The 19,088-nt window shown below is 59.9% G+C and carries 14 protein-coding genes and 1 tRNA gene; 3 read left to right on the forward strand and 12 right to left on the reverse strand.

The genetic code is table 11. From position 1 onward, the window contains the following. Window positions 1-103: 103 nt before the first annotated feature. From HX811_RS16025 to rpsU, 6 genes are all read right to left on the reverse strand, one after another. Window positions 104-919: a type IV secretion system protein gene (locus tag HX811_RS16025; RefSeq protein ID WP_256344435.1), complete on the reverse strand. Its 816-nt coding sequence runs from the start codon at window positions 917-919 to the stop codon at window positions 104-106. Window positions 920-1,033: 114 nt separating this feature from the next. Further along, window positions 1,034-1,110, reverse strand: a tRNA-Ile gene (locus tag HX811_RS16030). 15 nt (window positions 1,111-1,125) lie between these two features. Beyond that, complete coding sequence (locus tag HX811_RS16035; RefSeq protein ID WP_102370019.1) at window positions 1,126-4,869, reverse strand: bifunctional diguanylate cyclase/phosphodiesterase; 3,744 nt, start codon at window positions 4,867-4,869, stop codon at window positions 1,126-1,128. 120 nt (window positions 4,870-4,989) lie between these two features. Then, the gene (rpoD, locus tag HX811_RS16040; protein ID WP_003211014.1) at window positions 4,990-6,840 is read right to left on the reverse strand and encodes an RNA polymerase sigma factor RpoD; all 1,851 of its coding nucleotides are present in this window, start codon (window positions 6,838-6,840) and stop codon (window positions 4,990-4,992) included. 67 nt (window positions 6,841-6,907) lie between these two features. Then, entirely contained in the window at window positions 6,908-8,869 is a 1,962-nt protein-coding gene (gene dnaG / locus HX811_RS16045) for a DNA primase (protein WP_003211012.1), read from the reverse strand. Window positions 8,870-9,314: 445 nt separating this feature from the next. After that, a complete protein-coding gene (gene rpsU, locus HX811_RS16050; protein WP_002551877.1) occupies window positions 9,315-9,530 on the reverse strand; it encodes a 30S ribosomal protein S21 in 216 nt (71 codons plus the stop codon). A 203-nt stretch (window positions 9,531-9,733) separates the two neighbouring features. On the opposite strand from rpsU, the gene tsaD reads away from it, so the two are divergent. After that, window positions 9,734-10,759, forward strand: a complete 1,026-nt coding sequence (gene tsaD / locus HX811_RS16055; protein ID WP_087694726.1) for a tRNA (adenosine(37)-N6)-threonylcarbamoyltransferase complex transferase subunit TsaD — start codon at window positions 9,734-9,736, stop codon at window positions 10,757-10,759. Between the two features lie 33 nt (window positions 10,760-10,792). Here the strand turns inward: tsaD and plsY are convergent, their stop codons facing one another. Further along, on the reverse strand, window positions 10,793-11,362 hold the full coding sequence (plsY, locus tag HX811_RS16060; protein ID WP_003211009.1) for a glycerol-3-phosphate 1-O-acyltransferase PlsY: 570 nt from the start codon (window positions 11,360-11,362) through the stop codon (window positions 10,793-10,795). 74 nt (window positions 11,363-11,436) lie between these two features. Between plsY and folB the strand changes: the two genes are divergently transcribed. Both folB and folK read left to right on the forward strand, forming a co-directional pair. Continuing rightward, the gene (gene folB / locus HX811_RS16065; RefSeq protein WP_003211007.1) at window positions 11,437-11,790 is read left to right on the forward strand and encodes a dihydroneopterin aldolase; all 354 of its coding nucleotides are present in this window, start codon (window positions 11,437-11,439) and stop codon (window positions 11,788-11,790) included. Beyond that, window positions 11,781-12,299, forward strand: a complete 519-nt coding sequence (folK, locus tag HX811_RS16070) for a 2-amino-4-hydroxy-6-hydroxymethyldihydropteridine diphosphokinase (protein ID WP_102370018.1) — start codon at window positions 11,781-11,783, stop codon at window positions 12,297-12,299. Before folB ends, folK begins: the two co-directional genes overlap by 10 nt. On the opposite strand, the gene HX811_RS16075 is transcribed toward folK, so the two are convergent. The 5 genes from HX811_RS16075 to glpE form a co-directional block, all read right to left on the reverse strand. Continuing rightward, the gene (locus tag HX811_RS16075; protein WP_177046524.1) at window positions 12,269-13,504 is read right to left on the reverse strand and encodes a multifunctional CCA addition/repair protein; all 1,236 of its coding nucleotides are present in this window, start codon (window positions 13,502-13,504) and stop codon (window positions 12,269-12,271) included. The two genes, folK and HX811_RS16075, sit on opposite strands and share 31 nt — an antisense overlap. Window positions 13,505-13,567: 63 nt before the next feature. Beyond that, a complete protein-coding gene (locus HX811_RS16080; RefSeq protein WP_003211001.1) occupies window positions 13,568-15,130 on the reverse strand; it encodes a SpoVR family protein in 1,563 nt (520 codons plus the stop codon). Next, window positions 15,127-16,398, reverse strand: a complete 1,272-nt coding sequence (locus tag HX811_RS16085; protein WP_003211000.1) for a YeaH/YhbH family protein — start codon at window positions 16,396-16,398, stop codon at window positions 15,127-15,129. Before HX811_RS16085 ends, HX811_RS16080 begins: the two co-directional genes overlap by 4 nt. A gap of 126 nt (window positions 16,399-16,524) precedes the next feature. Beyond that, window positions 16,525-18,447, reverse strand: coding sequence for a PrkA family serine protein kinase (locus HX811_RS16090; RefSeq protein WP_003210999.1), 1,923 nt, complete (start codon window positions 18,445-18,447; stop codon window positions 16,525-16,527). Window positions 18,448-18,732: 285 nt separating this feature from the next. Further along, entirely contained in the window at window positions 18,733-19,062 is a 330-nt protein-coding gene (gene glpE / locus HX811_RS16095; protein WP_003210998.1) for a thiosulfate sulfurtransferase GlpE, read from the reverse strand. Window positions 19,063-19,088: the final 26 nt, after the last annotated feature.

The raw sequence follows: 19,088 nt of genomic DNA on the forward strand, positions 1-19,088 counted from the left end.
CGCTCCTGCGGGCCGCACCAACCCCTTGACCCGACATACGCTTGTCGACGGTGCTCAGAAAAAGACCCCGACGAAGCGAGGTCTGATGAGTCATAAGTCAGGGCTACTGATTTACTTTGCCGCCGGTAGCGTTCCCCCAGTTTTTGCCCATGTTCTGCATGACGTGCTGTCGGTAGGCTGGGTTCCAGGCTGTATTACCGGCCGCAAGGTGGTTCAAGCGTCCAGCGGTGACCATTTGGCCCGACTGCATGTCGCGCCGCGTGGACTGTCGGTTAAGCCCTTTGGTAATCGGTGAGGCGGCACCGCTCGCGATTCCGCGTAGGGTAAGCCCTGCACTTGATAGTCCACCTGCAAGGCTGCCAGCGACGGCATTGGCTTGCTGCAACATGTACAGCACAACAACCGTTACCACCAGAAGCTCCAGAAATGTGGCAATGGGGTAGTCGGCGGGTGTCGCGAGTATGTCGCTGGTTAGCGATGAGAAGAACTTAATTCCGAAGCTGAGCACAGTGACCACCAACGCTATTTGCAGGATGTAGGTGATGACCTGGGCGAACCAGCTATCGAACCATTTGGATGTGAACTGACCGAACAACAGCATCATGATAAAAATTGGCCCGATCCCCAGCATGATCGACAGCATTCCCTTTGCAACGATGATCATTGCTCCAGCAGGTACCGCGATAATGAGTGTTGCCGCGTAGACGATTATGGCGGTCAACAAATCAAAAAATATCATTCCCACTTCGTGCCAGGCGCGGGTTCCCATCCTCGCCAGGATATCGGCATCTATCGCCCAGCCGTCGGACATGGCTTTGTCCACTACCTGAAACACAGAGGTTGAAGCGGTTGAATCGCCAGTTGCTGAGAAGGCAGAGGCAACCCCGTTTCTAGGCCGTGAAGTGATTCCACTATCCATGCCATGTACGTGTCTGCGTTCATTGCCAGTCCGCTGATAAGCAGAAACTTTCCGCAGGTCGTCAGGAAACTTCCGCCAGAAACACGAAAGCCGCGCAGTGCGCGGCTTTCAAGATGGTGGGCCCAGTAGGACTCGAACCTACGACCAAGGGATTATGAGTCCCCTGCTCTAACCAACTGAGCTATAGGCCCTCAGTAGGCCGCGGATTATAGCGATGGTTTCTTCGCTGTGCCATCCGAAAAGTCCGAAACGCTCATACGAAGGAAAGTAGCGGCGAAAAGGTCCGGCGGCAGCGGCAGGCTGACGATGTAGCCTTGCATCTGCTCACAACCTTCAGCCGCCAGAAACGCTTGCTGGGCCGGCGTTTCCACACCTTCGGCAATGATGGTGAATTGCATGCTGTGCCCCAGGGCAATAATGGCGCGCACGATCGCCGCATCGTGTGGGTCATCGGGCAGGCCGCGGACGAAGGATTGGTCGATCTTCAGGAAGTCCAGCGGCAGGCGTTTCAGGTAGCTGAGGGACGAATAGCCGGTGCCGAAGTCATCAATGGCCAGTTGCACGCCCAGATGCTTGAGCTGGTGCAGCACCTCCAGCGCTTCTTCGGCCTGGCTCATGATGAAGTTTTCGGTGATCTCCAGTTGCAGGCAGCCAGGCTCCAGGCGGTTGTCCCGCAGCAGTTGCTCGATGCGCGCCAGCAGGTTGGGGTGGCGCAGTTGCGCGCCGGCGAGGTTGACGGACAGCGGGCCGAAGTCATCAAAAATTTCTCGCCAGTCGTGCATCTGTCGGCAGGCCTGCTCCAGTACCCAGTCGCCAATCTGCAGGATCATGCCGTTCTCTTCGGCCAGGGCAATGAAGTGCTCGGGCGGCACTTCGCCGAAGGTGGGGTGGCGCCAGCGAATCAGGGCTTCGGCGCCGATCAGTTGTTGGGTGTCGAGGCTGAGTTTCGGCTGGTAATAGAGAGACAATTCGTCGCGCTCGATCGCTCGGCGCAGTTCGTGTTCCAGGGCCACGCGCTCGTTGGCTTGCGCGGTGAGGTCCTGGGTGTAGCTTTCGACGCGGTTGCGGCCTTTGGCCTTGGAGCGGTACATGGCGGCGTCAGCGTTTTTGACCAGGGTGGCGACGTCGTTTCCGTCCCGTGGGTACAGGCTGGTGCCGATGCTGGCGCTGATGAAGAACTCATGCTCGCCCGCCTGGAACGGTGGGGTGAAGCAGGCCAGCAGCTTATTGGCCAGGTGTTCGGCGTCGCTGGCTTGTTGCAGGCCGGGCAGCAGGATGATGAATTCGTCACCGCCCAGGCGGGCGACGGTGTCGACGTCTCGCAGTTGGTCCTTGAGGCGAACGGCGATGTCCTTGAGCAGCAGGTCGCCAATCGGGTGGCCGAGGCTGTCGTTGATGTGTTTGAAACGGTCGAGGTCGAGGAACAGCACGGCGCCCTGGCTGCCGGTTTCCTGTTGGTTGTTGAGGGCGGCTTGCAGGCGGCTTTCAAACAGGGTGCGGTTGGGCAGGCCGGTCAGCGGGTCGTGGTGGGCCTGGTAATCGAGGCGCGCCTGGGCGTGCTTGAGGCTGGAGATGTCGGCAAACACGGCGACGAAGTGAGTGATCGACTCCTCGCGGTTGCGCACGGCGCTGATGGTCAGCCAGCTGGGGTACAGCTCGCCGCTCTTGCGCCGGTTGGAGATCTCGCCTTGCCAGTGGCCGTTGGCCGTCAGTTGGTGCCACATGGCCGCGTAGAAGGCGCTGTCGTGCAGGCCCGAGGCAAGCAGGCGCGGGGTTTGGCCGAGGGCCTCGGCTTCGCTGTAGCCGGTGATCTCGCTGAAGGCGCGGTTCACGGCGCTGATATTTTGCCGGGTGTCGGTGATCAGTACGCCTTCGGCCGTGCTCTCGAACACGGTGGCGGCCTGTTGCAGTTTTTCCTGCATCAGTTGGCGTTCGGTGATGTCCCGGGCGATGGTCAGCATGCAGTCGTCGTCGCCGATGGGCAGCGGGCGGCTGGAGACTTCACACAGGCGAATTTCGCCGTCGCTGCGGCGGATGTGGCAGACAAAGTCGCGGACAAATCCATCCCGTTGCAGCCGCTCCAGCATGTCTTTGCGTTCGTTCAGGTCGACCCAGATCCCGAGGTCCAGGGTTGACTGGTCCAGCGACATCACGCTGTTGAAGCCGGTAATTCGACTGAATCCTTCGTTGACCTCAATCAGCAAACCGTCGCTTTGGCGGGACAACAGCAGGCCGTCGGGAGAGGCATGAAAGGCCTTGGCGAATTTCTCTTCGGAGGTCTGCAGTCGCTGCTGGGTTTCTTTCAGCTGGGTGATGTCACGCACCACCACGACCAGGGCTTCGGTGGTATCCAGTTGAAAGGGTTCGGCGGAGATCAGTCCGGTGAAGGCCTGGCCGTTGCTGCGCAGGAAGGGCATTTCCAGGTTGCGGATGCTGGTGGTCTGTACCCGTTGCAGCAGGCCGGGGCCTACGCCCTGGATGCCCCAGATATTCAGTTCAGTGGCGGTTTTTCCTACGACTGCTTCGGCGCTCAGGCCGATCTGGTCTTCGAATGCCTTGTTGACCTCCATCAGGCAGCCGTCCGACAGCCGGGCGATGACCAGGATGTCCGGGCATTGCTGGAACACAGAGGCGAATTTCTGTTCCGAAAGTTGCAACGCTTCCTCGGTGCGCTTGGCCTCGCTGATGTCGATCATCAGGCCGCGCAGCACGGGTTCGTGGCCGTGTTCGATCAGGCTGACGATGTCCCGCACCCACAGGCAGCGTCCATCGGCGGTGATCACCCGGTAGTCGACACTGTGGTCGCGGTTGGCCCGGGTTTCGGCGTAGCAATAGGATTCGGTGCGGGTCAGGTCCGCGGGGTGGATGATGTTGCGCCAGAAGCCCGGGATCAGCCAGTGGGCACGGGGGTAACCCAGCAGTTCCTCGGCGTGGGGCGACACGTAGCTGTAGGTGAAATCGCTGATGCTGGCTTCCCAGGCGATCGCGGAAAGGCTCTCCACCAGGCCGCGATAGTGGTATTCGCTGCTGCGCAGTTCCTGTTCGAGGGCGACCCGGCGGGAAATTTCCGAGCTGAGCCGACGATTGATCCGGATAACCACGGCCAGCACGATGCTCAGCAACAGCACGGCCGGCAACCCGTAGAGCAGCACATCCGTCCAGAGCGTGCGGTGGTCGATGACGTTGCCGACCCAGCGCTGCTGGATGGCCTCGGTCTCAGACGGGCTGATGTCGGCCAGGACTTTATCGAGGATGCCCACTAGCATCTTGTCGTCCTTGGGTACGCCCATGGCCAACTGATAGCGGTAAGGCGTTTCGCCGCTGATGTACAGGCCTTCCAGCTTGAGTTGACGCAGGCTCCACACGCTGGACGCCAGATCGCCCACTACGGCGTCGACCTTGTCGGTGGCCAGGGCCTGCAGCGTAGCGCTGACATTGGGCATGGCCACCAGGTTGAGGTCCGGGTGGTGAGTGCGCAGCAGTTCATGGGGCGCGTAGTTTTCCACCACGGCCACCTTCAACCCGTACAGGTCTTTGAGGCTGCGTGGTTGCGGGCCGCCTTCGTGGGCGAGGATGACGATGGGGAAGTCGAGATAAGGCCGGGTAAACGACAGGAAACCCTGGCGTTCCGGTGTGGACATGATGCCCGGCAGCAGGTCGAGTTGGTTGTTGCGGGCCTGTTCCAGCACGGCGCTCCAGTTCACCGGCTCGATCAGTTTGATCCTGACGCCAAGGCGATCCTGCATCAGCCGCACATAATCAGCGGCCAGGCCCTGGTAGCGACCGTCTTCATCGCGGTATTCAAAGGGTGGCCAGGAGGCGTCGACGCCCAGGCGCAACTCTTGGTGGTCCGCCAGCCAGCCACGCTCTTCATCGGTGAGAGTCAACGCGCCAGCCGTTGCGGTCCAGGTCAGCAGCGACAGCAGTAACACGGTCGGCAATCTGGGCATAACGGTCTCGTTATGGCACGGGGAATGTTTCGAGTGTAGACGGGCATTGCGGGGGAGGGGAGGCAGCGAGGATTTAATCTGTAGAAGCAAAAACCCCGGCCTGGGCCGGGGTTTTTGTGATCACTCGTCGAGGAAGGAGCGCAAATGCTCGCTTCTCGTCGGGTGGCGCAGCTTGCGCAGCGCCTTGGCTTCGATCTGACGAATCCGCTCACGGGTAACGTCGAACTGCTTACCAACCTCCTCAAGGGTGTGGTCGGTATTCATGTCGATGCCGAAGCGCATGCGCAGTACCTTGGCTTCACGGGCAGTGAGGCCGGACAGTACGTCGCGAGTCGCTTCTTTCAGGCTCTCAACGGTAGCAACATCGATTGGCGACTGCATGGTCGAGTCTTCGATGAAGTCACCCAGATGGGAGTCTTCGTCATCACCGATCGGGGTTTCCATGGAGATCGGCTCTTTAGCGATCTTCAATACCTTGCGGATTTTATCCTCAGGCATTTCCATGCGTTCGCCCAACTCTTCCGGGGTCGGTTCGCGACCCATTTCCTGCAACATCTGCCGGGAAATACGGTTGAGCTTGTTGATCGTCTCGATCATGTGCACCGGAATACGGATGGTGCGGGCCTGGTCGGCGATCGAGCGAGTGATCGCCTGACGGATCCACCAGGTGGCATAAGTCGAGAACTTGTAGCCGCGACGGTATTCGAACTTGTCCACCGCTTTCATCAAGCCGATGTTGCCTTCCTGGATCAGATCGAGGAATTGCAGGCCACGGTTGGTGTACTTCTTGGCGATGGAGATCACCAGACGCAAGTTCGCTTCAACCATCTCTTTCTTCGCGCGGCGGGCCTTGGCCTCACCGATCGACATGCGACGGTTGATGTCCTTGATCTCGGCAATCGTCAGACCGGTTTCGGTCTGCAATGCAGTCAGCTTCTGCTGGCAACGAACGATGTCGGCCTGGAAGCGACCAATGGCTTCAGCGTATTTGCTTTTGCCTTTGGCCAGTGCGTCGGTCCAGCTTTCGTCGACTTCGTTGCCCGGGAACTGGCGCAGGAAGTCGGCACGCGGCATGCGCGCATCACGGACACAGAGCTGCATGATGGCACGCTCTTGTGCACGCAGACGCTCAAGGGCGCTACGAACCCGCTCAACCAGGCCTTCGAATTGCTTCGGTACCAGTTTGATCGGCATGAAGAGTTCAGCCAGGGCCAGCAATTCAGCAGTTGCCTGCTTGCTGCCGCGACCGTGCTTCTTCAGGGCCTTGCGAGCCAGTTCCATCTGATCGGAGACCGCGCCAAAGCGCTGGGCTGCGATGATCGGATCCGGACCGCTTTCGACTTCTTCTTCGTCATCGGTGCTGGCTTCAGCTTCGTCGTCGTCGGTGTCGTCGTCTGCTTTCGCAGCCTTGGCATCGATCGGTGGCGGAATTTCAGCCGCAGGTGGCGCAATGCCGTCGTCCGGGTCGATATAACCGCTCAGGACGTCGGACAGGCGGCCACCTTCGGTGGTGACGCGAGTGTACTCGGAGAGAATGTGGTCAACCGTGCCTGGGAAGTGCGCGATTGCGCCCATCACTTCACGGATGCCCTCTTCGATACGCTTGGCGATTTCGATTTCGCCTTCACGTGTCAGCAGCTCTACCGTACCCATTTCGCGCATATACATGCGCACAGGGTCAGTCGTGCGACCGATGTCGGTCTCGACCGCTGCCAACGCGGCGGCTGCTTCTTCAGCGGCTGCCTCGTCGGTATCGGCGTCGGCCAACATAAGGGCGTCCGCATCCGGAGCACTCTCGTGTACGGGGATCCCCATGTCATTAATCATGCGGATGATGTCTTCCACCTGCTCTGGATCTGAAATATCCTCAGGCAGGTGGTCGTTGACCTCTGCGTAAGTCAGATACTTCTGCTCACGACCAAGGGTGATCAACTCTTTGATACGAGACTGCTGTTGCGCTTTTCCGGACATAACACCCTATCCACTGAAGGTCTTGGCGGGCAAAAAACAAGCCGAGGATTATACCCGAGCTATGACCTCACACGCCAGCTGAGGTCGGGTTTGATGCGGAAACATTGCGACTTAAAAGGTCGCGCAGTTGATTTTTCTCTTCGGCGGTCAATTCACTCTGACGCGCTTTTCGAAGAAGTTGTTCCAGGTTTCGCTCGCGTTGACGAGCTACCAGGCTAGTAATGGTGTCGAAAAACTGTTGTTCAAGGTTATCGCCATCAATCAGCCATTCCTTTTCTGCCAATGCCTTCAGCAAACGGCCCTGTTCGGTGCCGTGCCAGCGTGCAATCAGCTGGAATGAGTTTAGCTTAGGATTCTTCTGTACGGCTTCGAGCAGGGCCACCAACAGTTGCGTATTGGTGTGGTCTTCGGCCGCAAAGTGCCCCGCATCCTCGACTTTTTGTGCCAGTTGCGGGTGGTGCAAAAGTGTACGCAGGGCTGCCATGGTGGGCGGCTCTACTGCTGCTGGGACGCGTGGGCCGCGCGGTTCGTCACGGTCACCGCCACGTTTGCCGTTTTTGTCCCAGGGTTTCTTGTCCCATTTCTTGCCGCCGGCGCCGGGTTTCTTCGGTGTCCACTCCTGCTGGGGCGTGTAGGCCTCCTGCGGTTGGTGGAAGTCGGAATAGTCCGGCATGGCGTCGTAATCCATGCCCGGGTCGTAGGCCGGCGGCGCCTCTTGCGGCGCGCTGCGCGCCAGCTGGCTGACGGCCTCGCCACTCAAGCCGGTGATTTCCAGCAGGCGCTGGCGCATCAGGGTGCGCAGGTTGGCGCCCGGAACCTTGTCGATCAGCGGGGCCGCGAGGGTGACCATGTGGGCCTTGCCTTCGAGGGAGCGCGGGTCGGACTCTTCGGTCAGTTGCTGGAAAAAGTAATCGGCCAGCGGTTGTGCGTGTTGGTTGATGCGCGCGCGGAACGCGTCGGTGCCTTCGGAGCGGACCAGGGTGTCCGGGTCTTCGCCTTCGGGCAGGAACAGGAAGCGTGCGCGCCGCCCGTCCTGCAGGCTCGACAGGGTCGACTCAAGGGCACGCCACGCTGCGTTGCGGCCGGCCTGGTCGCCGTCGAAGCAGAACAGTACGTTGGGCACCACGCGAAACAGGCGCTTCAAGTGCTCTTCGCTGGTCGCGGTGCCCAGGGTCGCCACGGCGTTGCGCAAACCTTGCTGGGCCAGGGCAATCACGTCCATATAGCCTTCAACCACGATGATTTCGTCGAGGTTGCGGTTGTTCTTGCGCGCCTCAAACAGGCCGTAGAGTTCCTGGCCTTTATGAAACACCGGGGTTTCCGGTGAGTTCAGGTATTTGGGCTTGTCGTCCCCCAGCACCCGGCCGCCGAACGCGATGATGCGGCCGCGGCTGTCGCGGATCGGGAACATCACGCGGTCGCGGAAGCGGTCATAACGCTTGCCGGTCTCGGCGTTTTCCACCAACAGGCCGGCGTCGATCATGGCTTTTTGCTGCAGGGTGTCGCTGCTCAGGTGCTTGTACAGGTTGTCCCAGCCCGGCGGGGCGAAGCCGAGGCCGAAGTCGCGGGCGATTTCACCGGTCAGGCCGCGGCCCTTGAGGTAATCGACGGCGGCTTTGCGCTGCGGGTGGCTTTTCAGTGCCTGGCGGTAAAAGTCGGCAGCAGCGGTAAGCAGCGGGTACAGCGGCGAATCGGTGGGTTGCCGCGGTTTGTGCGGGCGGCCACTCTCTTCGCGGGGGATTTCCATGCCGGCGGCTTTCGCCAGTTCCTCGACGGCCTGAGGGAAGTCCAGGTTGTCGTGGTCCATGATGAAGCCGAGGGCGTTGCCGCCAGCGCCGCAGCCGAAGCAGTAGTAGAACTGCTTGTCGGGGCTGACGCTGAACGACGGAGTCTTTTCCTTGTGGAACGGGCAGCAGGCGGTGTAGTTCTTGCCGGCCTTTTTCATCTGCAGGCGCGAGCTGACAACATCGACGATGTCGGTGCGGTTCAGAAGGTCGTCAATAAAGCTCTGGGGAATTAGCCCGGCCATGGCGTTCTCGTCATCACTGCGTGTAAAAGAGGGCCCGCAAAGTGCTCAAGGCGCGCGTGTTGTGCGGCTCGATCTACTGTCGTCTGCTTGGTCTGTCAGGAAGTGTATCTGCCGAACATTCACTGACGTTAGTTCCGATCAGTGCCCGGCGTAGAAATGTTGCCCGGGAGTCCGGTCTTGGCCATGTGGGGGCCTCGGAAGCTCATCGGTGGGCGCAGCCGACCTGTTGATCGCCTGTTAAAAAATAAGTGTGCTCGTCAGTAGCCTTGTGAGGCTCGTCAGAAGAGACGTGCACCGCTGGCAAAAGAGCCAGTCCTGACGTGTGAAGCAGTTCGTTTCAGTCGCGTGTGCGGCGTCAACGGTGAAGCATCAAGCGATATCCGCAAATGCCAACAGCCCGGCTGAGGGCCGGGCTTGGCAGAAGCTTGCTACGAACGTCTGTGTATTAGTACAGACGAACGGCGCGGCGCTGCTCGCGCTGAACTTTCTTGGCGTGACGCTTAACAGCGGCTGCTGCTTTACGCTTACGCTCAGAAGTTGGCTTCTCGTAAAATTCGCGGCTACGAACTTCAGCCAGAACACCGGCTTTTTCGCAGGAGCGCTTGAAACGACGCAGAGCTACGTCGAAGGGTTCGTTCTCTTTTACTTTGACGGCTGGCATCCAGAGCTACCTTCTTTCATTACCGGGAATCAACGTTCTCGTCGCAAAAAATTCGCGGCTGAGGTCGTCGGTTTTTAAGGGTTGCGGATGTTAACCCCTCATTGCCCGGAATGCAAAGCCTCTGATCGAAAACCGCTAGTCGGGAGGGGGAGTGGCGACTATTATGCGCGCCTTCGAATTCAGCCTCTACAAGGCGCAAACCCATGCTAGTTCTGGGATTAGAAACCTCGTGCGACGAAACCGGTGTCGCACTTTACGACAGTGAACGCGGGCTTTTGGCCGACGCACTGTTCAGTCAGATCGACCTGCATCGCGCCTATGGTGGCGTGGTGCCGGAGCTGGCCAGCCGTGATCATGTCAAACGCATGCTGCCATTGATTCGCCAGGTGCTGGACGAGGCCGGCTGCGTGCCGACCGAGATCGACGCCATTGCCTATACCGCAGGCCCCGGATTGGTCGGAGCCCTGCTGGTTGGGGCCTCTTGCGCCCAGGCGCTGGCATTTGCCTGGGGCATTCCGGCCCTTGGTGTGCACCACATGGAAGGCCATTTACTGGCACCGATGCTGGAAGAAAACCCGCCAGCGTTCCCGTTCGTCGCTTTGTTGGTTTCAGGCGGCCATACGCAGCTGGTTCAGGTCGACGGGATCGGTCAATACACGCTGTTGGGCGAAAGCCTGGACGACGCTGCCGGTGAAGCGTTCGACAAGACCGCGAAGATGATGGGCCTTAATTATCCGGGCGGCCCGGAAATCGCCCGCTTGGCAGAAAAAGGCGTTCCGGGGCGCTATACCTTCCCGCGCCCGATGTGCGATCGCCCTGGCCTGATGTTCAGTTTCAGCGGCCTGAAAACCTCTGCCCTGAACACCTGGCAGCAGAGCGTCAGCGCCGGAGACGACAGTGAGCAAGCCCGTTGCGACATCTCGCTGGCGTTCCAGCAGGCCGTGGTGGAGACTTTGACCATCAAGTGCAAGCGGGCCCTGAAGCAGGCGGGCATGAAGCGCCTGGTGATCGCGGGCGGCGTCAGCGCGAACAAGGCGCTGCGCAGCTCCCTGGAGAAAATGCTCGGCGACATGAAGGGCGACGTGTTTTATGCGCGTCCCGAATTCTGCACCGATAACGGTGCGATGATCGCCTATGCCGGTTGCCAGCGTTTGCAGGCCGGGCAGCATGAAAGCCTGGCAATCAGCGTGCAGGCGCGCTGGCCGATGGAGCAGTTGCCGCCGCTGTAACGGGCGAACGTGAGCCGGGTTCACCGGGCGTATTTAAAAATGCCGTTCGCGCCCGGCAAACAGGTCGCGTAAATTGCCCCGGTGGCGCCAGACGATCAGCAGCGTGAGCACGCTCATCGGCACCAGCGCCTCCGGTTCCTGCCACGCCAGCAACGGCAGGGTCAGGGGCGTGGCGATGAGGGCGGCCAGTGAGCTGGTGCGTGTCAGGTAGAACGTCAGCAGCCAGGCCAGGATGGCCAGCAGCGCCGCCGGTGGGTAGATCCCCAGCAGCATGCCGGCCGCCGTCGCAACGCCTTTGCCGCCGCGAAAGCGAAAGTACAGCGGGAACAGGTGGCCGAGCACCGCGCAGACGCCGATCCAGGCTTGCTGTTGCAGCGACAGCCCGGCGAGATCGGCGATCAGCACCGGCAGCAGGCCCTTGCAGACGTCGCCGAACAGCGTGAGTACGGCGAGTTTCTTGCCGGCCAGGCGCAACATATTGGTGGCGCCGGCATTGCCTGAGCCACTCATTCGCGGGTCGGGATTTCCCGTCAGGCGGCTGAGCAAAATGGCGAAGGACAGCGAGCCGAGCAGGTAGGCGAGAGTCGCCAGTAACCAAAACATGCTAACTATTCCGGGCGAGGACGCCCTGATTCTAACGGGGCATCGCGCCCTTGTCGTGCAGCGGAGAAGAGTGCTTGGACAGAGTGTTTATCGAAGGCCTGGAAGTCGACACCGTGATCGGGGCCTACGACTGGGAGCGCGGTATCCGGCAATGCCTGCGTCTGGACCTGAGCTTCGCCTGGGATAACCGCCCGGCCGCTGCCGGTGATGACCTGACCCTGGCGCTGGATTACGCCAGCGTGTCCGCGCGGATCCAGGCCTTTGCCGAGCAGGCGCAATTCCAGCTGGTGGAAACCTTCGCCGAGCGCCTGGCTGAAGTGTTGATGAGTGAGTTCCAGATTCCCTGGCTGCACCTCAAACTGACCAAGCCCGGCGCCGTACCGGCCGCCAAGGGTGTGGGCGTGGAGATCGAGCGCGGATGTCGCTAACTCAGGTTTACCTTGGTCTTGGCAGTAACATCGAGCGTGAGGCCCATTTGCACGCTGGCCTTGATGCGCTGGCGGGTTTCCTGACGCAGATGCGCTGTTCGCCGGTGTTTGAAAGCCAGCCTGTGGGCATCAAGAGCGGGCCATTCTTCAATCTGGTGGTGTCGGCGTATACCGACCTGCCGTTGATGGAGCTGGACCGCCGGCTGAAATTCATCGAGGCCGACAATGGCCGCTACGCCCCGGATCGCAAGGGCTTGCCGCTGGACATCGACGTGCTGCTGTATGGCGAGCTGGTGGGTAACTTCGATGGCCTGATCCTGCCCCGGGCCGAAATCCTGAAGAACGCGTTTGTGCTGTGGCCGCTGTCGTTGATGGCGCCGCAGCGTGTGCATCCTGAGGTGGGCAAGTCATTTGCCGCGCTGTGGGAGGATGCACACATTGACCAGGTACTGGCGCCGGTCGCGTTCGAATGGCGGGATCAGCCGTTGACGCCGGACTCGCTCTTGTAGGCTTTTAGCGCCTTGAGCCGTTCGCGTTTCAGCGCTTCGCCCAGTTCGGGACCTTTGTAGCCTTGTTCCAGTAGCGGCGCGACAGCCACACCTCTGGCCGCCAGCGCCGCACCGCGCAAATAATCGGCTTGTGGATAACTTCTCTGCTCAAGGCCCTTGCGCCCGCGGGCGTCCATCTCGCATGCCACCACAAACTCTTCAAAGCGTTGCGGGCGACGGTAAACGTCGAAGCTTTGCAGCAACTCCAGCAATGTCGAGGGCCTCAGCTCCAGTGCGCGGTGGCCGTGGGTGTGATATTCGCCCACCAGCAACGCCAACTCCTGGCAATCCCTTGGCACCTTGAAGCGTTCGTTCATCGCCTTGATCAGCTTCACGCCGCGTTGCTCATGAGCGATATGCTGCGGCAACTTATCCACAGGCGTGAGCCCCTTGCCCAGATCGTGCAGCAGGCAGGCCCAGCGGACGGTCAACGGTTGGGCATGGATGGCCGCCTGTTCCAGCACGCTCAATGTGTGCACGCCGGTATCGATTTCGGGGTGATGGGCCTCGGGTTGCGGCACGCCAAACAGTGCGTCGATTTCCGGCATCAGGGTTTTCAGGGCGCCGCAATCGCGTAGCACCTGGATAAACACCTGTGGCTGGTTTTCCATCAATGCGCGGGAAATCTCCTTCCAGCTGCGTTCGGGCGTCAAGGCTTCCAGTTCGCCCGACTCGCTGAGTTCGCGCATCAGTTCCAGGGTTTCGGGCGCTACCGTAAAGCCGAGGCCGGCATAGCGCGCAGCAAAGCGGGCAACGCGCAGGACACGCAGTGGATCTTCGGCAAACGCCGGGGAAACGTGACGCAGAATGCGTGCGTCCAGATCCTGCTGGCCGTGATAAGGGTCGGTCAGGTTGCCCGCGTCATCCTCGGCCATGGCGTTGATGGTCAGATCGCGGCGGATCAGGTCTTCTTCCAGGGTAACTTCGGGGCTGGCGTGAAACACAAAGCCGCCATAACCCCGGCCGCTCTTGCGCTCCGTGCGGGCGAGGGCGTACTCGTCACCATTTTTCGGGTCAAGAAATACCGGGAAGTCCGACCCCACAGGCTTGTAGCCCAGGGCGAGCATTTCTTCAGTGGTAGCGCCGACTACGACACGGTCGATATCGGTAACGGGGATGCCCAGCAGGCGATCACGTACCGCACCACCGACTTTGTAGATTTGCATGAAAAAGCCTCCATTAGCGGCACAGGATAACGCCTGCGGCCCGCCAATGGAGGCTTTGCCGTTTCACAGATGCACGACTGCCAGGTCCAGGCGGCCGTAATCGTTGTCGCCGTGTTCGTTGCGGGGCGGAACATGGTGGGTTTTCATCACCTGGTCGCCTTGCAGCGTCTCCAGGTGGATATCGAACCCCCACAGCCGGTGCAGGTGCTTGAGAACCTCCTCAGTGGACTCTCCCAGCGGTTTGCGGTCGTGCTGCTGGTGGCGCAGGGTCAGCGAGCGGTCGCCGCGTACGTCGATGCTGTAGATCTGCACATTGGGTTCGCGGTTGCCCAGGTTGTACTGCGCCGCGAGGGTTTCGCGGATGGTGCGATAGCCCGGCTCGTCATGAATGGCGGGCACCAGCAGATCGTCCTTGAGGTCGTCGTCCATGATGCTGAACAGCTTGAGGTCTCGAATCACCTGGGGGGACAGGTACTGCAGGATGAAGCTCTCATCCTTGAAGCTGCTCATGGCGAACTTGATGGTCGACAACCAATCGCTGCCGGCAATCTCCGGGAACCAGCGGCGGTCTTCTTCGGTGGGGTGCTCGCACATGCGCCGGATATCGCGGTACATCGCAAAGCCCAATGCATACGGGTTGATACCGCTGTAGTAGGGGCTGTCGAAGCCCGGCTGGAAGACCACACTGGTGTGGGACGTCAGGAACTCCATCATGAAACCGTCGGTGACCAGGCCTTCGTCATACAGGTCGTTCATCAGAGTGTAGTGCCAGAACGTGGCCCAGCCTTCGTTCATCACCTGGGTCTGGCGTTGTGGGTAGAAGTACTGGGCAATCTTGCGCACGATCCGCACGATTTCCCGCTGCCAGGGCTCCAGCAATGGCGCGTGCTTTTCGATGAAATACAGGATGTTTTCCTGAGGTTCGGCGGGGAAGCGCGCATTGTCCTTGTCGTTGTTCTTGCCGGCGCGTTTGGGAATGGTGCGCCACAGGTCGTTGATCTGCTTTTGCAGATGCTCTTCACGGTCCTTCTGGCGCAGCCGTTCTTCTTCGGCGGAAATCGGATACGGGCGTTTATAGCGGTCGACGCCGTAGTTCATCAGGGCATGGCAGGAGTCCAGCAGGTCTTCCACCGCATCGATGCCGTGGCGCTCCTCGCACTGCATGATGTATTGCTTGGCGAATACCAGGTAATCGATGATCGAGCTGGCATCGGTCCAGGTGCGGAACAGGTAGTTACCCTTGAAGAAGCTGTTATGCCCGTAGCACGCGTGGGCCACCACCAGCGCCTGCATGCAGATGGTGTTTTCTTCCATCAGGTAGGCGATGCACGGGTCGGAGTTGATGACGATTTCGTAGGCCAGGCCCATCTGGCCGCGGGTGTAGGACTTTTCAGTGCTGAGGAAGTGTTTGCCGTAGGACCAGTGGTGATAGCCCAGGGGCATGCCCACGGACGCATAGGCATCCATCATCTGTTCGGCGGTGATCACTTCGATCTGGTTGGGGTAGGTATCCAGGGCATAACCCGCCGCGATGCGGCTGATTTCCCGGTCATAGGCCTGGATGAGTTCGAAGGTCCATTCGGACCCCGTGGATATGGGTTGGCGCTTATGCTCTTTGGCGGTCATGTCACTAACCTGCGCTGGAAGAGTTCACGGAAGACCGGATAGATATCGCCGGCCGAGACCAATTGTTGCTGGGCGAAGGTGTCAGCGAAGGCTTCGCTGATGCGCTCGTATTCGAACCACAGGGCCTGATGCTCGCGCGGGGTGATTTCGACGTAGGTGTAGTACTGCACGAACGGCATGATCTGGTTGATCAGGATGTCGCGGCAGATCGGCGAGTCGTCGTTCCAGTTGTCGCCGTCGGAAGCCTGGGCGGCGTAGATGTTCCACTCGTTGGCCGGATAGCGTTCGGCCATGATTTCCTGCATCAGCTTCAAGGCGCTGGAGACGATGGTGCCGCCGGTTTCCCGCGAGTAGAAGAATTCCTCCTCGTCGACTTCCCTGGCGCTGGTGTGATGGCGGATGAACACCACATCGATCTTGTCGTAGTTACGCTTGAGAAACAGATACAGCAGGATGAAGAAGCGCTTGGCGATGTCCTTGGTCGCCTGGGTCATGGAGCCGGACACGTCCATCAGGCAGAACATCACCGCCTTGGAACTGGGATTGGGTTGCTTGACCAGCAGGTTGTACTTCAGGTCGAAGGTGTCGAGAAACGGCACGCGATGGATTCGCGCACTGAGTTTGGCGATTTCGGCTTCGATTTCCTGGATATCGCCGAAGTTGTCCGGCTCTTCGCGTTTCAGGCGCTCCAGTTCCGCCTTGGCATCCCGCAGCTTCGCGCGGCTGCTGCCAGACAAGGCGATACGTCGCGCATGGGCTGAACGCAGGGTGCGGATGATGTTGATCCGAGACGGATTGCCTTCGTTGCTGATCCCGGCGCGCACGGTCTTGAAAGTGTCGGTACCGGTCAGGTTGCGTTTGACCAGGTTGGGCAGTTCCAGGTCTTCGAACATGAATTCCAGGAATTCTTCCTGGGTGATCTGGAACACGAACTCATCCATGCCTTCGCCGGAGTTGCCGGCCTTGCCCGGCCCTTTGCCGCCCGCACCGCCTTGAGGCCGCTGGATATGTTCGCCGCTGGTGAATTCCTTGTTGCCGGGATGCACGACAGTCTGTTTGCCGCCCCGGCCGTGGTGCAGCACCGGTTCATCGATGTCGCGTCCGGGGATGCTGATCTGTTCGCCATGCTCCATATCGGTGATGGAACGGCGGCTGACGGCCTCTTCGACGGCCTTTTTGATGTGGTCACGGTAACGCCGCAGGAACCGCTGGCGGTTTACCGTGCTCTTGTTCTTGCCATTGAGACGTCGGTCGATCACATAGCTCATGCAGGAGCCCTCCGGGCAGCTTCAAGTTACAAGCTTCAAGCGGCAAGCTGGAAGCTTAAAGACAAGCGGTCGATTGCCAGGCTGACCGGCGCACCGGGAGCCTGGCATTGCACGCTTGTCGCTGCCTTACTGCGATTTGCGGACCCGCAAGTACCACTCGGAGAGCAGTCGTACCTGTTTGTCGGTGTAGCCACGCTCGACCATGCGAGTGACGAAGTCGTTGTGTTTTTGCTGATCCTCCTTGCTGGCCTTGGCGTTGAAGCTGATGACCGGCAGCAGATCCTCGGTGTTGGAGAACATTTTCTTCTCGATGACCACCCGCAGCTTCTCGTAGCTGAGCCAGGTAGGGTTCTTGCCGTTGTTGTTGGCCCGGGCGCGCAGCACGAAGTTGACGATTTCGTTGCGGAAATCCTTCGGATTGCTGATGCCGGCGGGTTTTTCGATCTTTTCCAGTTCCTCGTTGAGGGCTACGCGGTTGAGAATCTCGCCGGTTTCCGGGTCGCGGTATTCCTGGTCCTGGATCCAGAAGTCTGCGTACAGCACGTAGCGGTCGAAGATGTTCTGGCCGTATTCGCTGTAGGACTCCAGGTACGCGGTCTGGATTTCCTTGCCGATGAACTCGATGTAGCGCGGTGCCAGGTACTCCTTGAGGAATCGCAGGTAGCGCTCTCGGGTTTCGGCCTGGAATTGTTCCTGTTCGATCTGCTGTTCCAGCACGTAGAGCAGGTGCACCGGGTTGGCGGCGATTTCGTGCGGGTCGAAGTTGAAGACCTTGGACAGGATCTTGAACGCAAAACGTGTCGACAGGCCGTTCATGCCCTCATCCACGCCGGCGGTGTCGCGATACTCCTGGATCGACTTGGCCTTCGGATCGGTGTCCTTGAGGTTTTCGCCGTCATACACCCGCATCTTCGAGTAGATGTTGGAGTTTTCCGGCTCCTTGAGGCGCGACAACACGGTGAACTGGGCCAGCATCTTCAGGGTGTCAGGCGCGCAATGAGCCTTGGCCAGGGAGCTGTTGAACAGCAGCTTGTCGTAGATCTTGATTTCATCGCTGACCCGCAGGCAGTACGGCACCTTGACGATATAGATCCGGTCGATGAAGGCTTCGTTGTTCTTGTTGTTGCGGAAGGTGTGCCATTCCGATTCGTTGGAGTGGGCCAGCAGGATCCCGGTGAATGGAATCGCCCCCAGGCCTTCGGTGCTGTTGTAGTTACCTTCCTGGGTGGCGGTAAGCAGTGGGTGCAGCACCTTGATCGGTGCCTTGAACATCTCCACGAACTCCATCAGGCCCTGGTTGGCCCGGCACAGTGCGCCTGAGTAGCTGTAGGCATCGGCGTCGTTCTGCGGGAATTCTTCGAGTTTGCGGATATCGACCTTGCCCACCAGTGCCGAGATGTCCTGGTTGTTCTCGTCACCCGGTTCGGTCTTGGCCACGGCAATCTGGTTGAGGATCGAGGGATAGAGCTTCACCACCCGGAACTGGCTGATGTCGCCGCCGAATTCGGCCAGGCGCTTGGTCGCCCAGGGCGACATGATGGTATTGAGGTAGCGCCGTGGAATACCGAAGTCTTCTTCGAGGATCGCGCCATCTTCCGTGGCGTTGAACAGCCCCAGGGGCGACTCGAACACCGGCGAGCCCTTGATGGCGTAGAACGGCACCTTCTCGATCAGTTGTTTGAGTTTTTCGGCCAGGGACGACTTGCCGCCGCCGACGGGGCCGAGCAGGTAGAGGATCTGTTTCTTCTCTTCCAGGCCTTGGGCGGCATGGCGGAAATACGAGACGATCTGGTCAATGCATTCTTCCATACCGTGGAAGTCTTCAAAGGCCGGGTAGCGACGGATCACCTTGTTCGAGAAAATCCGCGACAAGCGCGAATTGGCTGCGGTGTCCACCAGTTCCGGCTCGCCGATCGCCAACAGCAGGCGTTCAGCGGCAGACGCGTAGGCGCTGCGGTCCTTTTTGCACAGTTCGAGATACTCCTGAAGCGAGAGCTCTTCCTGGCGGGTGGACTCGAAGCGTTGTTGGAAGTGGCTAAAAATACTCATGACGTCGTCACCTCGCTCGATACGTGGAGCCGACGCCGGATCAATCAGTCGATGCTGGCAGCCATTGGTGGACACCAATGGCCGTTTTCCCCCCAGAACACCCTGAAACGCTACCGATGACCCGCACGCCGGTGTACCGGCTCTCCCCTGTTTTGGATGGCCTGCGCTTAAGGATAGTTCGGAATCCGGGAGGTCAAGGCGCGATACGAAATTAGTTTGGCCGCGCCGTTCGTCAGAAACGGCGCGAGGCCAAGCGTCACGCGGGATAGCGGGGTTTGAAAAAAATTATTGCGCGTCGCCTGCGGCAATTTCTGCAGGATAGGTCGCACGCCATAGCTCAAAGCCACCGTCGAGGCTATAGACGTCGGAGAAGCCCTGGCTCACCAGGTAGGCGGCGGCGCTTTGGCTGGAGTTGCCGTGGTAGCACGCCACGATGACCGGCGCGTCGAGGTCGGCGGCGCGGATGAAGTCGGCGATGTTGTGGTTGTCCAGGTGCTGGGCGCCACTGATATGGCCGGCGATGTAGGTCGGCTGGTCGCGGATGTCGACAACCACCGCGCCTTGCTCGCGCAGGGCCTGGGCTTGCTCGGGAGGGATACGTTTGAATTCAGTCATGGCGGGCTCCTTTGGCCTGTATGAAA

Source organism: Pseudomonas sp. F8002, assembly GCF_013385495.1.
Classification (GTDB): Bacteria; Pseudomonadota; Gammaproteobacteria; order Pseudomonadales; family Pseudomonadaceae; genus Aquipseudomonas.

What these genes read in the sequence shown, in the direction of transcription:
- HX811_RS16025 (WP_256344435.1), bottom strand. Translation starts at nt 919, where the DNA reads ATGGATAGTGGAATCACTTCACGGCCTAGAAACGGGGTTGCCTCTGCC.
- HX811_RS16035 (WP_102370019.1), bottom strand. Translation starts at nt 4,869, where the DNA reads ATGCCCAGATTGCCGACCGTGTTACTGCTGTCGCTGCTGACCTGGACC.
- rpoD (WP_003211014.1), bottom strand. Translation starts at nt 6,840, where the DNA reads ATGTCCGGAAAAGCGCAACAGCAGTCTCGTATCAAAGAGTTGATCACC.
- dnaG (WP_003211012.1), bottom strand. Translation starts at nt 8,869, where the DNA reads ATGGCCGGGCTAATTCCCCAGAGCTTTATTGACGACCTTCTGAACCGC.
- rpsU (WP_002551877.1), bottom strand. Translation starts at nt 9,530, where the DNA reads ATGCCAGCCGTCAAAGTAAAAGAGAACGAACCCTTCGACGTAGCTCTG.
- tsaD (WP_087694726.1), top strand. Translation starts at nt 9,734, where the DNA reads ATGCTAGTTCTGGGATTAGAAACCTCGTGCGACGAAACCGGTGTCGCA.
- plsY (WP_003211009.1), bottom strand. Translation starts at nt 11,362, where the DNA reads ATGTTTTGGTTACTGGCGACTCTCGCCTACCTGCTCGGCTCGCTGTCC.
- folK (WP_102370018.1), top strand. Translation starts at nt 11,781, where the DNA reads ATGTCGCTAACTCAGGTTTACCTTGGTCTTGGCAGTAACATCGAGCGT.
- HX811_RS16075 (WP_177046524.1), bottom strand. Translation starts at nt 13,504, where the DNA reads ATGCAAATCTACAAAGTCGGTGGTGCGGTACGTGATCGCCTGCTGGGC.
- HX811_RS16080 (WP_003211001.1), bottom strand. Translation starts at nt 15,130, where the DNA reads ATGACCGCCAAAGAGCATAAGCGCCAACCCATATCCACGGGGTCCGAA.
- HX811_RS16085 (WP_003211000.1), bottom strand. Translation starts at nt 16,398, where the DNA reads ATGAGCTATGTGATCGACCGACGTCTCAATGGCAAGAACAAGAGCACG.
- HX811_RS16090 (WP_003210999.1), bottom strand. Translation starts at nt 18,447, where the DNA reads ATGAGTATTTTTAGCCACTTCCAACAACGCTTCGAGTCCACCCGCCAG.
- glpE (WP_003210998.1), bottom strand. Translation starts at nt 19,062, where the DNA reads ATGACTGAATTCAAACGTATCCCTCCCGAGCAAGCCCAGGCCCTGCGC.